Genomic DNA, 14,869 nt, shown 5'->3' with positions numbered 1-14,869 from the left:
TTTTCTTCTCAACCAAACACTAATTAAATAGAGATTTTATCCTGCCGAAGGTTGTGTGTTCGAGGGAAACCGGTTCATAATCCAACACCAGCTCCGGAGGAATCGTACCCTCCTTCGTTCTCATTGCGAATCCTGCATAGTCTGTATCGTCCTGATATATTTGAAAACCGTAGTTAGGATCTGTCCCATCCACGATATTCTGAACCCAACCCGTTACATCAATTTCCCACCAGTCTAAGATTGACGGTGCTGTTATGGCGGTATACTCAGCAAAACCAGGTTTGTTATTCCAGGTTACAATTAACTCGTCCCAATCAGCGATATTCCGGGCGATAAAGATGTTGTCCGTTGGGAAATCACCATATGAGGAAAAAACCATTAACCGTATAGTAGCGTTATTGATAGTCAACCCGGAATAGGCTGACAGGTCGAATTTAATAAGAACATTTCGCCAATCCTCAGTTGAAATGCAACCGACCTGGAAATTTTGTTCAGTGCCTCTATTAGAATCGGGAGTGTCCTGCCACACATCGGCGTCATCAGTAGGGTAAAGTGTTGTCGAATCAGCAATTGTAATGCTAGCGAATATGACCAGAACGAAAACAGTCAAAAGTGTTTTCTTCAACATAATATCACACCTCCATAATGTGTTAAGCAATAGGAAATTTAATTTCCTGCTATTCTCCAATTTGCTTCCAGGCGGGCTTTCCCTCTCCCAATTTCTCAATATCTGTGCCTGAAAATAATCATACTTCCCGAAACATTCGCAGTCAAACATCGTTGACGGCAGTTGTGCACCATCGCTCCACGCCGGGCATAACTTACTTAACTAATTCATTCACATTATTGTACAAAATAGTATAAAATCCTAATAAATGGCGCCGAATGTTAAGATGTTAGCCCCGGCACCAGAATACCGGAATAGTGCAGATCACATGCGCTCAATAATGGAGTTGCCGAAGCCTGAACAGGATACCTCGGTAACATCCTCTCTGCCTTCCCTCTTCATCAGTCGAGCCAGATCGTATGTAACAAAACCGTCGATTATTGATTTCTCCATTCCGCGCTTTATCATGCTCGCAGCTTCTCCCCAGCCCATATACTCAAGCATCATAACTGCTGATAACAGCAATGAACCGGGATTGACCTTATCCATTCCAGTATACTTTGGTGCGGTCCCGTGAGTGGCTTCAAAAAGAGCGATATCATCCGACATGTTCGCTCCAGGGCCAAGCCCTAATCCGCCGACAAGAGCAATTGCTGCATCAGATAGATAGTCACCGTTCAGGTTCGGAAGAGCAAGAACAGAGTATTCCTCCGGACGTGTCTGGATCTGCTGGAAGATCGAATCGGCAATCCTGTCCTTTATCAGGATTTTTCCCTCGGGCACTTTACCATTGAATTCATCCCAGAGTTCTTTTTCAGTAATGGTTACATTACTAAATTCCCTCTTTGCGAGTTCATAACCCCATTTGCAGAATGAACCTTCCGTGAATTTCATGATATTGCCCTTATGGACCAGAGTGACCGATGGAAGATCATGGTCAACTGCCCATTGTATCGCTTTCCGTACAAGTCTTTCCGTACCGAAGACGGAAATCGGTTTCACGCCGATACCGGAATCGATGCGAATCTGCCTGCCAGTTTTTTCTTTAATTAGTTCAATTATCGCAAGCGCGGTATCACTCCCGCGTTCAAAATCAAATCCTGCATAAACATCTTCAGTATTCTCGCGGAAAAGCATGAAATCCACTTTATCCGCGTACTTGTTCGGAGATGGTACCCCTTTGAAGAACCTGACTGGACGGACGCATGCAAAAAGATCTAGATGCTGGCGAAAGCGAACATTGATGGAACGGAATCGCTCGCAGACACCGTCATCTTTCCCGCATTTATCACATTTTCCGGGATGATACTGCTGGTGAGCACAGTACAGACAAACATGGGTTTCTTCACCTATCGGAGTCGTATAAGGACCTTTTATGGCAACCTTCAGATGCCTGATGGCCTCTACTGTCTCATCCGGAAATTCACTTCCGTAGTGCTGAAGTCCCTGCAGTCCCGCAAACAGCGGACACCAGGCGATCTTCCTTGTTCCTTTATAGGCTTTATTCACCGCCTTATCAACAACATTCTGCGTAACAGGCGTTATATCAAGACCGATTCCATCGCCCCTGAGATACCCGATGATAGGATGATCACCGATAACCGGTTTGCCGCTCTTTATCTCAATCAGATCACCTTCTGGAATACTTACTTCTCTGAATCCCGGCATTTTGGACCTCCTTGTTTTCTGAATAATCAATATTATAATGAATTGTCAATATCTGATTTAAGCTTGATACTAAGGAGGAACGAATGGCAAATTTGAGAAATATTCTTCGCAGAAAGATTCCTTCGTGGCGTGAAGAAGCTCGAGAAATTGTTGCCGAACACGGTGATCATATTGTCTCTGACGTAAAGCTGAGTCAGGTATATGGCGGACTCCGCGGAGTTCAAGGTTTACTCTGCAATACATCTTTCGTTGACCCTGATAGTGGTCTCATTGTTCGCGGAATACCCATTCTTGAACTGACCGACAGGATTCCCGAGGAAATATTCTTCCTTCTTATAACGGGCGAACTGCCCGATGAAGCAGCTCTCGCCAAACTGCAGGAGGAGTACAATGAAAGGTCTGAAGTACCTCCTTATGTATGGAATGTTCTTGAAGCAATGCCGAAGAACTCACATCCCATGGCAATGCTCAGCCTTGCTATTCTCTCCATGCAGAGGGAATCCAGATTCAAAATAGCGTATGATTCAGGAGTTAAGAAACCCAATTACTGGGAATCAACACTTGAAGACGCTCTTATCATCCTGGCCAGAATTCCGGAAATAGCTGCGGGTATCTACCGTATGAGATTTGACAAAGGACCGCGCATTCCCAGAAATCCCAAACTTGACTGGGGCGGTAACTTCGCACACATGCTTGGTTTAAGTGAAAACGATACTGTTTTTGAGGATATGATGCGGCTCTACCTTGTCCTTCATTGTGATCATGAGGGTGGAAACGTAAGTGCTTTTACCTGCCATGTGGTAAACTCCGCTCTTTCGGATCTGTACTATTCTGTTTCCGCAGGCTTAAACGGTCTGGCCGGACCACTTCACGGGCTTGCCAATCAGGAATGTTTGAAGTTCGTCCTCTGGATACTCGACAGGTTCAGCGGAGTGCCCGATGATGAGCAGATAAAGGAAGAGTGCTGGGAAACTCTCGAGTCTGGAAGAGTTATCCCCGGTTACGGTCATGCCGTTCTCCGGGTCACCGACCCGCGCTTCACCGCAGTCTGTGAATTCGGTATGAAACACTTCAAGGAAGATGAGGTTCTTCAACTCGTTCACAGGCTCTTTCAAATTGTCCCTGATGTTCTGGAAGAACATGGAAAAGCAAAGAGTCCCTGGCCCAATGTCGACGCAGGATCCGGAGCATTGCTCTATCATTATGGTATGAGCGAATTCGAGTACTACACAGTCCTTTTCGCGGTCTCAAGGACCATGGGAATGTGTGCACAGGCAGTGATCTCCCGTGCTATGATGGAGCCGATCACAAGACCGAAATCTGTTGAGACAAGCTGGCTTAAAGAACAGGTATCCAGCGGTTGATCGCAGAATCTATGTAATTGCATAATCCCGGCAGGAACCGGAACTCTGTATGTTGTACAGACTAGCCTGGAGGAAATAATGGGGCTCACGGTATCTGAAAAAATCATCAGAGAACACATTGTTGAAGGCAAACCTGAACCCGGAGAAAGGGTTGCCATAAGAATCGATCAGACTCTGACACAGGATGCTACAGGTACAATGGCTTTCCTCCAGCTCGAAGCAATGGGCGTAGACAAATGCAGAACGGAATTGTCTCTCTCATATGTTGACCATAATATGGTTCAGATGGGTTTTGAGAATGCGGATGACCACAGGTATCTTCAGTCCGTCGCTAAGAAGTATGGCGTTAAATTCTCCAGGGCTGGCAACGGCATCTGTCATCAGGTTCACTTCGAACGGTTCGCAGTTCCGGGTAAAACACTTCTAGGGTCCGATAGCCACACTCCTACCGCCGGTGGTATGGGTATGTTCGCGTTGGGGGCGGGAGGACTTGATGTTGCCATTGCAATGGCAGGAGAACCTTTCTGGATCACCTACCCCGGGGTAACAGGTATAAAACTTGTGGGAAAACTTAAAGATTTCGTATCGGCGAAAGACATAATCCTCAAAGTTCTTTCCATAATCTCCACAAAGGGGAATGTTGGCTCCGTAAATGAATATTATGGAGATGGCTTATCGAATCTGACCGCTCAGGACAGAGCAACAATCACGAACATGGGTGCTGAAACCGGTGCAACAACATCAATATTCCCCTCGGATGAGATCACACGTGAATTTCTAATAGCCCAGGGACGTGGAGAAGCATGGAAACTTCTGAAAGCAGACCCGGATTGTATTTATGACAGGATAATTGAAATTGACCTTTCTGAAATCGAACCCATGGTTGCAACTCCGCATTCTCCCGGGAATGTGACAGCCGTATCTGAACTTGCAGGGATTCCTGTTGATCAGGTATGCATAGGTTCATGCACGAATTCTTCTTTCAGGGATCTTGCCATGGCTGCAGAGATACTGCGCGGTAGAACAGTAGCTGAGAATACAGGCCTCGTTATAGGGCCGGGTTCAAGACAGGTGCTTTCCATGATTGCGGATTCGGGTCACCTTGCTTCATTTATTGCTTCAGGTGCTCGAGCGGCTGAAGCTACCTGTGGATTCTGCATCGGCAACGGTATGGCTCCAGGGACGGATGCTGTATCACTCAGGACTATCAACAGGAACTTTGAAGGCAGATCCGGAACTGCAAGCGCAAAGGTTTATCTCGTAAGTCCGGAAACAGCAGCCGCATCGGCTATAACCGGAGAGTTCACTGACCCGAGAACACTCAGGATACCGTACCCGTCCATATCGATCCCGGATACCTTCCCTGATGATGACAGTATGGTCATGGATGAGTATGACCCTGAAACTGAACCGGTCAGAGGTCCCAATATCGGCCCACCGCCCATCAACGACCCTCTCCCGGAAAAACTGACCGGGGTGGTTCAAATTAAGGTTGGAGATAAGATCACCACAGACCACATCATGCCTGCCGGAAAACGGCTTATCTATCGCTCTAACATCGAAAAGTATTCCAATTTCGTTTTTGAAGGAATCGACCCGACATTCCCAGAAAGGTGCAGGAAGAATCTCAGTACTAATCTGTGTAACTTCATAGTTGCCGGCTACAGCTATGGACAGGGTTCAAGTCGTGAGCATGCGGCAATCTGTCCGATGCACCTCGGAGTGAAAGCTGTTTTCGCTCTTTCCTTCGAACGGATTCACACAGCTAACCTGGTTAACTTCGGCATACTTCCCCTCTGCTTTCAAAGTAGAAATGATTATGACAACCTTGAAACCGGGTTTGAACTTGAAGTGCTGAATCCTCGCTTCGGCCTTGCGGAAGGAAAACCGCTGACAGTTATGGATCATACTTCGGGAGGCAGTTTTCAGGTTACACATGACCTTTCAGAGCGCGATATTGAAATGATACTCGCCGGCGGCTTCCTGAACTGGTACCGTCACGCCGGGCATAACTTACTTAACTAATTAATTCACTTTATTATACAAAATAGTATTAAACTTCAAGCATTTGAATTGTCTATGAATAATGCTTTAAAGCAAGTATGCCAGGATGTAATCGATTCGACGGATATAACCTGTGAATTCATCTCCTTGTGTCTTAAGGGATTTCATCTGTTGGGATGAGCATGGTGAAAACATCGGAATCAGTATATATGTCTTCCCAGCAAGTACCGATAATGAGATATCCAGGCTGTGTTTCCAGAAGAAACAGCGGTTCGCAGTTGCCATCGAATGGGATTACATCCATTGCTACCGTGGTGCCGTATTCGTCGAGACGGAGGATAAGAATACCCTCTTCCACAGGGATAGCCCCATCATCATTGACAGAACCAGTCCATCCGGCGAGAAGAAATCCTCCCTCGATTGGAATTCCGCATGTGCAGACTGCATGACCCAGTCCAGCCTCGAATACTTCATTTACGATTTCACCCTCAGTGTCTATAAGACAGATGAGACAGTTATCCTGCATCCCGAATTGATCTGACGACGCTATAACAAGAGTTCCTCCATCATTGGCAGGAAGTATATCCTCTACCACATGAGTCATCTCACCGCCGGTTTCGATCTCCACTGACCAGATCAGTTTTCCGGATGACGATATCCTGTTGAGAAAAAGGAGATTGTTGAAACCGTCTTCATCCGAACCGACGACACAGCCGCCATCCGGCATGGATCTGATGACATCCGGATTCATCCAGTATCCCGGACAGGATATGCTGCGCGACCACAGAGTATCTCCCTGCGGACCAAGCCTGAACAGGAATTTTGAAAGCACTTCCCAGGATTCATAATCGACCAGATCTGAACTCAACCAGTAACCGGAGCCGTCAAAAAGAGGAAGCAGCGAGTTAATGTGATACGATGTTCCTCCGGTAACTGAGAGAGATTGCCCTGAACCGGGGATCCGTATGCTGTCGGAAAGGACTCCCTCAGATGTGAATGTCACTATATCAGAGAATTCGTGCCCGGTACTGTATGATGATACGATCAGAGAAAGCATACCATCCGATGTCCAGCCGGAGCCACGAGGCCATACTGGATCCTCGATATTTCTTAAGATCGATATTATGACAGGATCATCACCGGGGGAAAGAATCACGATCTCTAATGTGAGGGGACACTCAGGAACATGGGATTGCAGGAGTATGCCGCAGGATCCGTCCGGAAGAAGTGTGGCTGCTATCGGAACGTCTCTCATGATGGGCGATCCAAATGTGACTGACTGAGTGAGGATCAAGAGAATATTAATAAGATTCTGCATTTGAATTCCTCCTTTCAGTCTATAATACAATGAATAAGTCCCGATTGAAAGGCTAAGTTTTCAGTCATTCCGACTTGAAACTTAAAGTGGAAAAGCTGTTTTCAGACTTTGCTTACTCAGTCAGGCTCTCTGCGGAAGAACTTGTATGCCCACATGAAATCGCATCCGGCGTTTTCCGCCGCTTTTTCATCGGCATCCCTGTCGCCCACAAAAAGAACTTCCTGTGGAGGGACCCCGTATTTTTTCATCAGATTCTGAAGCATCAGCGGATCAGGCTTCCGGCACCCGCAACCCGAATACGGGACATGCGGGCAAATTTCAATCGTTCCCTCTGCGGGATCGAAACCGAAAGCTTCTCTGACGGTATCCTTCAGCAGGCTGATCGCTGTTTCCTCGCTGAAATAACCCACACCGACGCCACCCTGATTACTTGCGATACCATAGCCCATACCCTGTTCCGAACTGTTAGGAGAAATCCAGTCGTACTCCGCAAGTTTCTTCCTCACACCGGGGTACAGCTTCCATTCACCGGACCTGTTGGGGCAGGGCTGCCCTTCAACTGTACAGAACCTCAGTGTTCCGTCGGCATCAAAAATGATAAGTTTATACTCCATGACCCTCCAAAGCCGGGCATAACTAACTAATTCCCAATAACACACTCAAGCAGAACGTATATATTGCACTTGCGTATGAGCGTATATAGTTGCATTCTTAATTAATGAGGATACATGATTAATCGGTACACGAGAGAAGAGTATTCGTGACAGGAAATCGTTTTGCATGTGACAATCAGATGAAATCGGATAAAGCAGCAGAAGTACGGGAAGTATCCGGTTTATCCCGCCTTGTAGCGATCATTCTTATTTTCATCGGATTGGTTTTGTCATTCCTGGGTTTCCTTGCTACCAGAGGGTGGGAGCAATCGGTAATAGAGAGTGATCTGAAAATCGTTTCACAGGATCGTATTACCGCTCTTGAAGATGGGATTGCTCAGCATCTGCTGTTTCTTGAGATACTATCAGATTTGAGCGAATATATTCCTGAAAGTATTAGTGGAAGTTTTCACGCTGTAACTCAGGCAGCACGGTTTGAACATGACGATATCATACTGATCTGGGTCCCTCATGTGATTAGTGAAGATAGTTCTTTGTATGAGGATTATTATCCAGTTCTTTATACTTCATCAACTCAGCAATACGAACACTATATCGGTTTAGACCTTGCTTCAGATCCCGTATTTGCCGACTGTTTCAAGAGGGCTGCTGCTTCAGGGGAAGTAGTTGCTTCAGGTGAAATGGTCAGCCCGAATCCATTCACTGAATCCGCTGCGGTTCTGCTTGTAATGCCGGTATTCACCGGAAACCTGTACTCGGGCTTATCAAGTTCGACATCCTCTGAACTCGAAGGTTATTTCATCTGTATTAACTTGATACCGGAATTGATAAACCAGTATCTTGACCCGTTTGTGCAGCAGGGCGTGGACATACATCTGTTCGATGTTCTGCCTTCCGGCGAGGAAGAACTGCTTGTTTACCATGCAGCCAGAACCCGTGCAGATCATGGTGAGAGAGTGGAGGACATCAACCTTCTGCTTTCTTCAATACATTATTCTGAAAAGTTTTCTTTCGGGGACAGGGAATGGATCATTGTTTTTACTCCCGCACCAGCATTTATAGCTGAAAGACATTCCGCCCTTCCTCTGGTAATTCTAATCAGTGGCTTGTTTTTCACCGGACTGCTGTTTGTATTCATCAGGGGAACACAGAAGTCAGCAAACATATCGCGGCAATTCGCCATTGAGCAGGCCGCCTTCTCCAGAGAACTTGAAAAAGCTCTAGAAGAGCAGAAGAGCACAGCAGAGAAACTCAGTGAGTCCGAACAGAACTTCATCAGTCTAATAGAACAGTCTCCTGACGGTATTGTTATCTCAGACAGTGATGGAAAGCACCTGTTTACTAATAACAGAATGTGTGAGATCACTGGATATGACAAAAAAGAGCAGGCTTCCATATCAATTGAAGAAATGATACATCCGGGGGTTCTCAAAAAGCACAGGGAAACGTATACCAGGAAAATGCGTGGAGAGGATGCATCGGATCAGTTTGAAAGCGCTATAGTCCGGAAGGATGGCAAGGTGATCCCTGTTGAGTTGAGAGCAACAACCACACTGTGGAAAGGGAAGACATGCACCCTGATCTTCATCACTGACATTTCCGAGCGAATCAAACTAAAAGAGCGCCTTTTTCAGTCACAGAAGCTGGAGACCGTAGGATTGCTCGCTGGTGGAATTGCTCATGACTTTAACAACATACTGCAGACTATCTTCGGATACGTGGAACTTGTTGGCATGAACTTTTCTGAAGGTGATTCTGCTCTTGAGGATATTGCTGAGATCAGGAAAAGTGCCCGAAGAGCTGCTGCCCTCACCACGCAATTGCTTGCATTCAGTCGACAGCAGGCTCTTGCTCCCAGAAATATCGATATAAATGATTTAACAGGCAAATTGATTAAAATGCTGAGAAGGATCATCGGTGAAGATATCAAGCTTGAGTTTATTCCCGGTCAGGGACTCAGTACTGTTTTTGTTGATCCGGGCCAGATGGAGCAGATCCTCATGAATCTCTGTAACAACAGCCGTGATGCCATGCCTTATGGTGGTCACCTTACGCTCGAAACGGAGAATATGCTTATAACCAAGGATTACTCCGACACTCATCCTGAGGTTGAGCAGGGGCACTATATCTTGATTACAGTGACCGATACCGGCTGCGGGATGAAAGAGGAAATTCTTTCGAAGGCTTTCGAACCCTTCTTTACGACTAAAGAGGTAGGCAAGGGCTCCGGTCTGGGTCTTGCTACAGTATTTGGAATCATCAAACAGCATAAAGGGTTCATTAATGCCTACAGCGAAGTGGACAAGGGAACTTCGATCAAGATATATCTGCCTCTTGTGGAATATCCCGTTGAAGAGACTGAAAGCAGTATCCAGGGGGAAGTCGTCGGCGGTACTGAAACTGTTCTGGTTGCTGAAGATGAAGAGGAGGTTCGCATTATCGCCGCAAGGATTCTGAGAAGAGCCGGTTATACTGTTCTGGAAGCATCGGATGGAATCGAGGCCATTGAGCTGATAAATGAGAACCCGGACAGAATATCTCTGGCTCTGCTTGATGTGGTTATGCCGGAAAAGAGCGGTAAGGATGTTTACATGGCGATACAGGAGATTGCTCCGAATGTCAGAACTTTGTTTACAAGCGGATACAGCGCTAATACAATCCAAACACGGTTTGTTTTTCACGAAGGAATGAAACTCCTTCGTAAGCCTTATGCTCCCGATGTTCTTCTCAGCGAGATTCGTAAAACCCTTGATGAGTAATTGAGCTTCATACCTGTATGTTGAGTACTTGACGATTGATCTTGAAATTGTATATTCGGAATAGTTCCGATTATGAATAGGAAAGTGATGAAGCAATCAGCAGTTCGGCGGATGACAAAGCAGAGGGTTATTGTTCTCGATACTGTCAGGTCTCTTGGATCCCATCCGACCGCCTTTGAAATTTTCGAGAGAGTTCGGCAGGAACTTCCCGGAGTAAGCCTCAGCACTGTATACCGTAATCTCAGCATCCTTGTTGGTCAGGGCGATATACTCACTGTCCGGGGTCTCGGTCAGGAAGTTCATTACGACCACAATTTGCACGATCATTGTCATGTGCAGTGCCGTCTCTGCGGCAAAGTTTCCGATATACATACTGATTTTATTAATCCCTCTTGCATAAACCAGCACAATGAGGAAGGATATATTATTGAAAATGTGCTTATTACTTTAATAGGTGTTTGCCCTGAATGCGCTAACAGGATGAAAGAGGAGGATACAGATGCATAGAACATTTGAAAAGAAGTATTCCGGAGAATCGGACAACTCACCGAAGTATTCTGTTGGAGATATGGTTACCGTTAGAAGCCCAAGACATCCTCTCCACTCGAAGCATGGAAAGATAGAGAAAGTGAACGTAAAACCTGGTAATGTATTCTATGATGTGATAGTTGATAAAGTAACGAAACACCTGCCGGAGCGGATGCTGTTTCCGGTAGAGGAGAAAGCGAAGGAAGCGGAGGAAAATGATGAGAGTAAAGGGAACTGAAACCGAGAAGAATATCCTCAAAGCTTTTGCGGGAGAATCGCAGGCAAGGAACAGGTATACTTACTTCGCATCTCAGGCGAAAAAAGACGGATTAGTCCAGATTTCTCAAATCTTTGAGGAAACTGCAAATCAGGAGAAGGAGCACGCTAAAAGACTCTTCAAGCTGCTTGAAGGAGGCGAACTCGAGATAACTGCGGGTTTTCCGACAGGAATTATAGGCAGTACTGCAGAAAACCTTGAGGCTTCAGCTGCCGGTGAGAACTACGAGCATACTCAGATGTATCCCGAGTTTGCGAAAACTGCGAGAGAAGAAGGTTTCGATGCAATAGCCGTGATTTTTGAGTCGATAGCAGTCGCGGAGAAGCAGCATGAAAAGCGCTATCTGGACCTCCTTGACAACATAAACAACGGCAGAGTCTTTAAAAGAAACGACGTAGTCATCTGGCGCTGCCGGAACTGCGGCTATCTCCACGAAGGTACTGAAGCTCCTGAATTATGTCCTGCATGCGCTCATCCGCAGGCTCACTTCGAACTGCTTGGCGAGAACTGGTAGAAAAACAGAATTAGGTTTCAGGGTAGCTTCAGGAAAGGAATAAGGAAATGACAAAGAGAATGCAGCTATACGAGTGCGAGAAATGTGGAAATATCGTTGAAGTGCTCCATTCAGGAGTTGGCGCTCTTGTTTGCTGCAACGAACCGATGAGGCTTTTCGAGGAGCAGACCGCTGACGCGTCCACAGAGAAACACGTTCCTGTAATAGAGAAAACGGATGAAGGATGCATCGTTAAAGTGGGGACAGTTCCTCACCCGATGGAAGCGCAGCATTATATCGAGTGGATCGAACTGATAGACGGCAGCAATGTGTACAGAAAATACCTCAAACCCGGTTCTGCCCCCGAAGCTGAATTCAAGGTAGCGGATCTTGATGATGTAACTGCCAGAGAGTACTGTTCGATTCACGGACTCTGGAAAGGCTAGAAAATGCTTAACAGTAAAATTGAAAAAGCAATAAACAACCAGATAAACGCGGAAATTTACTCTTCCTACCTGTATGTATCCATGAGCATGTATTTCGAATCAGCGGATATGAGTGGTGCGGCAAAATGGATGAACGCGCAGGCACAGGAAGAACTTGTTCACGCTGAAAAATTCATGAACTATGTGAATGAAAGAGGTGGAAGAGTTGTTCTGGAAGCGATAGAGAAGCCTCCGGTAGAATGGGAATCCGGCCTTGCGACTTTCGAGGCTGCCCTGGATCATGAACGAAAAGTTTCTTCGCTTATTAACGAGCTGGTTTCACTCGCAAGATCAGAAAACGACTATATGACTGACAATTTCCTGCAGTGGTTTGTAAGCGAACAGGTGGAGGAAGAAGCCTCGGCGGGTGAAGTTGTCAGGAAAATGAGACTGGCGGGAGAATCGGGCGGCGGAAGATTCATGATCGATAAAGAACTGGGACTGAGAGTGTTCACACCTCCAGCAGCGTTGCAGGAATAGGAGAAATGCTATGGCAAACGAATTTAATGCATTCGAGGTTCTGACCATGGCGGAGCGGATTGAGACCAACGCGCAGAATTTCTATCTACAAGCCTCAAAAATGGTGGACAATCCGGATATATCCGAGCTGTTCTCGAATCTGGCCGCCTGGGAGAAGGAACATGAATATCTCTTCATCAACATGAAATCCGGTCTGTCCGAAGATGAGAAAGCTTCCACAGCAATCGATCCCTATAACGAACTTATGCTCTACCTCACGGAAATGGCTGATGAGCATGTGTTCGTAAGAAAGGATCTTGATCCTGCTTTTGTGATTGCTGACAGATCGACTCCTGAGGAAATAATTGATCTTGCGATTGAATTTGAGAAAGAATCCATACTGTTTTTCCTGATTTTGAAGAGACTCATGTCGAAGAGATCCGGTTCTGAAGAAATCCAGAAGGTCATCGACGAGGAAGTGGGCCATATGGCTTACCTTGCTTCGAAGAAAAGGATATTGAGAAACAGCTGAACTGTTGTGTAATGATAATTAAGGAGGAAATCCTTTGAGCGCTTTCAAGGCTGTTAAGCTGACAGAAAAAATATACTGGGTTGGTGCTGTTGACTGGGCTATAAGAGACTTTCACGGTTACAGTACCAGCAGGGGAACTACGTACAACGCATTCCTGATACTTGCCGATAAGATTACTCTGATCGATACCGTTAAGAAGGCCTTTTCCGGTGAGATGATGTCCAGAATTTCGTCGATCATCGATCCGGAGGAGATCGATTACATTATCAGCAATCACTCGGAAATGGATCATACAGGTGCTCTTCCCGAGACTATTTCCACCGTGCATCCTGAAAAGGTATTTGCTTCACCCATGGGGAAAAAAGCGATTGCAGGCCATTTTAACTGGGATCCTGATATCATTACCGAAGTGAAGACTGGAGACAGTATTTCCCTTGGAAACATGAGCATGACCTTTATTGAGACCAGAATGCTTCACTGGCCGGACAGCATGGTTTCCTACATTCCGGAGGAAAAGATCCTGTTCAGCCAGGATGGTTTTGGCATGCATCTCGCATCCTCAGAACGCTTTGACGATGAGCTTCCGTTGCACATTCTGGATGAAGAAGCTTTGAAATACTACGCCAACATACTGATGCCGTTCTCTCCTCTCGTAACCAGACTGATAGATCAGCTCGGGGATCTGGATCTGGATGTAGATTTGCTCTGTCCGGATCACGGACCTGTATGGAGGAGTAATATTAATCACATCATAGGTAACTGGGCGGAGTGGGCGAAGCAGAAACCATCCATGAAAGCTGTGATCGTCTTTGACACTATGTGGCATAGCACTGCCGTGCTTGCTGACGCTATTTGTGATGGTCTTGATTCACAGGGAATCTCTGTCAGAGTGATGCCGCTGGCCTCAAGCAGCAGAAGCGATGTCGCTACAGAGGTTCTTGATGCAGGCGCGCTGATTGTCGGCAGCCCTACCATCAATAATCAGATATTCCCAAGAGTGGCTGACTGCATGACTTACCTGAAAGGTCTGAAACCTAAAAATCTTGTTGGAGCAGCTTTCGGTTCATACGGCTGGAGCGGAGAAGCAGTTGAACAGCTTGAATCCATGCTTGGTGAAATGAACATACCGCTTGCTTCGGAAGGGCTCAAGATCAACTACGTTCCTGACACTGAAGCCATGGAGAAAGCAAGGGATTTCGGCGTATTGATAGGAAAGAGAATTATTGAGCTGGCAGGAGAATCAGGATGATAGACATCAATGCCATGTTCACACTGAGTTATGGTCTTTATGTAATCGGTTCGAGATCCGGCGGTCGGATCAACGGACAGATAGCCAATGCGGTCTTCCAGATAACGAATTCACCGATGCGAATAGCTGTTGCTATCAACAAAGAAGAACTTACACATGAATTCATAAGCGATACTGGTGTCTGCTCAATAAATGTCCTGAGTGAGAAAGCCGATCTCCCCTTTATCGGGCAGTTCGGATTCAAAACCGGCAGAGAAGTGGATAAGTTTGCTGATGTTCCCTTTACACTTACTCCTTCAGGCTGCCCGTGTCCGGATGAAAACATACTGGCATGTATAGACCTTTCAATAAAGAACAGCCTTGATGCAGGTACACATACTCTGTTCATAGGGGAAGTGACCGATTGCATGATCACAGGTGAAGGAACACCGATGACATACTCCTTCTACAGAGAAGTGCTGACAGGGAAAACACCTCCAACCGCGCCTTCACATATTGCCGAAAAGAAAGAC

15 protein-coding genes are annotated in these 14,869 nt (G+C 46.2%); 11 read left to right on the top strand and 4 right to left on the bottom strand.

From position 1 onward, the window contains the following. Window positions 1–19: 19 nt before the first annotated feature. Together K8R76_01615 and K8R76_01610 are read right to left on the bottom strand one after the other, a co-directional pair. Window positions 20–628, bottom strand: a complete 609-nt coding sequence (locus tag K8R76_01615; protein ID MCD4846870.1) for a DNRLRE domain-containing protein — start codon at window positions 626–628, stop codon at window positions 20–22. A 303-nt stretch (window positions 629–931) separates the two neighbouring features. Continuing rightward, a complete protein-coding gene (locus tag K8R76_01610) occupies window positions 932–2,275 on the bottom strand; it encodes an NADP-dependent isocitrate dehydrogenase (protein MCD4846869.1) in 1,344 nt (447 codons plus the stop codon). An 83-nt stretch (window positions 2,276–2,358) separates the two neighbouring features. On the opposite strand from K8R76_01610, the gene K8R76_01605 reads away from it, so the two are divergent. Then, on the top strand, window positions 2,359–3,639 hold the full coding sequence (locus K8R76_01605; GenBank protein ID MCD4846868.1) for a citrate (Si)-synthase: 1,281 nt from the start codon (window positions 2,359–2,361) through the stop codon (window positions 3,637–3,639). Window positions 3,640–3,717: 78 nt separating this feature from the next. Beyond that, entirely contained in the window at window positions 3,718–5,664 is a 1,947-nt protein-coding gene (locus K8R76_01600) for an aconitate hydratase (protein MCD4846867.1), read from the top strand. Window positions 5,665–5,797: 133 nt separating this feature from the next. On the opposite strand, the gene K8R76_01595 is transcribed toward K8R76_01600, so the two are convergent. Both K8R76_01595 and K8R76_01590 read right to left on the bottom strand, forming a co-directional pair. Then, window positions 5,798–6,961 carry a hypothetical protein gene (locus K8R76_01595; protein ID MCD4846866.1) on the bottom strand — a complete coding sequence of 388 codons (1,164 nt, stop codon included), beginning with the start codon at window positions 6,959–6,961 and terminating at the stop codon, window positions 5,798–5,800. 116 nt (window positions 6,962–7,077) lie between these two features. Further along, entirely contained in the window at window positions 7,078–7,575 is a 498-nt protein-coding gene (locus K8R76_01590) for an HAD-IIIA family hydrolase (protein MCD4846865.1), read from the bottom strand. 146 nt (window positions 7,576–7,721) lie between these two features. Here K8R76_01590 and K8R76_01585 point away from each other — a divergent pair, with 146 nt between their 5' ends. From K8R76_01585 to K8R76_01545, 9 genes are all read left to right on the top strand, one after another. Continuing rightward, entirely contained in the window at window positions 7,722–10,334 is a 2,613-nt protein-coding gene (locus tag K8R76_01585) for a PAS domain S-box protein (GenBank protein ID MCD4846864.1), read from the top strand. A gap of 111 nt (window positions 10,335–10,445) precedes the next feature. Further along, window positions 10,446–10,841 carry a transcriptional repressor gene (locus K8R76_01580; GenBank protein MCD4846863.1) on the top strand — a complete coding sequence of 132 codons (396 nt, stop codon included), beginning with the start codon at window positions 10,446–10,448 and terminating at the stop codon, window positions 10,839–10,841. Beyond that, window positions 10,834–11,100 (top strand): hypothetical protein, encoded by a 267-nt coding sequence (locus K8R76_01575; GenBank protein MCD4846862.1) that lies wholly within the window; start codon window positions 10,834–10,836, stop codon window positions 11,098–11,100. Before K8R76_01580 ends, K8R76_01575 begins: the two co-directional genes overlap by 8 nt. Beyond that, window positions 11,078–11,653 (top strand): rubrerythrin family protein, encoded by a 576-nt coding sequence (locus K8R76_01570; protein MCD4846861.1) that lies wholly within the window; start codon window positions 11,078–11,080, stop codon window positions 11,651–11,653. The genes K8R76_01575 and K8R76_01570 overlap by 23 nt, the downstream gene beginning before the upstream one ends. 47 nt (window positions 11,654–11,700) lie before the next feature. Beyond that, window positions 11,701–12,078, top strand: coding sequence for a desulfoferrodoxin (locus tag K8R76_01565; GenBank protein MCD4846860.1), 378 nt, complete (start codon window positions 11,701–11,703; stop codon window positions 12,076–12,078). Between the two features lie 3 nt (window positions 12,079–12,081). Next, complete coding sequence (locus tag K8R76_01560; protein MCD4846859.1) at window positions 12,082–12,597, top strand: ferritin; 516 nt, start codon at window positions 12,082–12,084, stop codon at window positions 12,595–12,597. A 10-nt stretch (window positions 12,598–12,607) separates the two neighbouring features. Then, window positions 12,608–13,108 (top strand): ferritin family protein, encoded by a 501-nt coding sequence (locus K8R76_01555; GenBank protein ID MCD4846858.1) that lies wholly within the window; start codon window positions 12,608–12,610, stop codon window positions 13,106–13,108. A gap of 34 nt (window positions 13,109–13,142) precedes the next feature. Continuing rightward, window positions 13,143–14,357, top strand: a complete 1,215-nt coding sequence (locus K8R76_01550; GenBank protein MCD4846857.1) for an FprA family A-type flavoprotein — start codon at window positions 13,143–13,145, stop codon at window positions 14,355–14,357. A 14-nt stretch (window positions 14,358–14,371) separates the two neighbouring features. Beyond that, a partial coding sequence (locus K8R76_01545; GenBank protein ID MCD4846856.1) for a flavin reductase family protein occupies window positions 14,372–14,869 on the top strand: 498 nt, incomplete at its 3' end.

It is taken from the genome of Candidatus Aegiribacteria sp. (assembly GCA_021108435.1).
Classification (GTDB): Bacteria; Fermentibacterota; Fermentibacteria; order Fermentibacterales; family JCC-6; genus Aegiribacteria.
Note: the sequence above shows the minus strand (reverse complement) of the source record. Positions and strands in the feature narration are given on the sequence as shown.

Excerpts from the sequence above, each read along its gene's own strand:
- K8R76_01600 (MCD4846867.1), top strand. The coding sequence starts at position 3,718 with ATGGGGCTCACGGTATCTGAAAAAATCATCAGAGAACACATTGTTGAA.
- K8R76_01575 (MCD4846862.1), top strand. The coding sequence starts at position 10,834 with ATGCATAGAACATTTGAAAAGAAGTATTCCGGAGAATCGGACAACTCA.
- K8R76_01605 (MCD4846868.1), top strand. The coding sequence starts at position 2,359 with ATGGCAAATTTGAGAAATATTCTTCGCAGAAAGATTCCTTCGTGGCGT.
- K8R76_01580 (MCD4846863.1), top strand. The coding sequence starts at position 10,446 with ATGACAAAGCAGAGGGTTATTGTTCTCGATACTGTCAGGTCTCTTGGA.
- K8R76_01615 (MCD4846870.1), bottom strand. The coding sequence starts at position 628 with ATGTTGAAGAAAACACTTTTGACTGTTTTCGTTCTGGTCATATTCGCT.
- K8R76_01595 (MCD4846866.1), bottom strand. The coding sequence starts at position 6,961 with ATGCAGAATCTTATTAATATTCTCTTGATCCTCACTCAGTCAGTCACA.
- K8R76_01565 (MCD4846860.1), top strand. The coding sequence starts at position 11,701 with ATGACAAAGAGAATGCAGCTATACGAGTGCGAGAAATGTGGAAATATC.
- K8R76_01610 (MCD4846869.1), bottom strand. The coding sequence starts at position 2,275 with ATGCCGGGATTCAGAGAAGTAAGTATTCCAGAAGGTGATCTGATTGAG.
- K8R76_01555 (MCD4846858.1), top strand. The coding sequence starts at position 12,608 with ATGGCAAACGAATTTAATGCATTCGAGGTTCTGACCATGGCGGAGCGG.
- K8R76_01560 (MCD4846859.1), top strand. The coding sequence starts at position 12,082 with ATGCTTAACAGTAAAATTGAAAAAGCAATAAACAACCAGATAAACGCG.
- K8R76_01590 (MCD4846865.1), bottom strand. The coding sequence starts at position 7,575 with ATGGAGTATAAACTTATCATTTTTGATGCCGACGGAACACTGAGGTTC.
- K8R76_01570 (MCD4846861.1), top strand. The coding sequence starts at position 11,078 with ATGATGAGAGTAAAGGGAACTGAAACCGAGAAGAATATCCTCAAAGCT.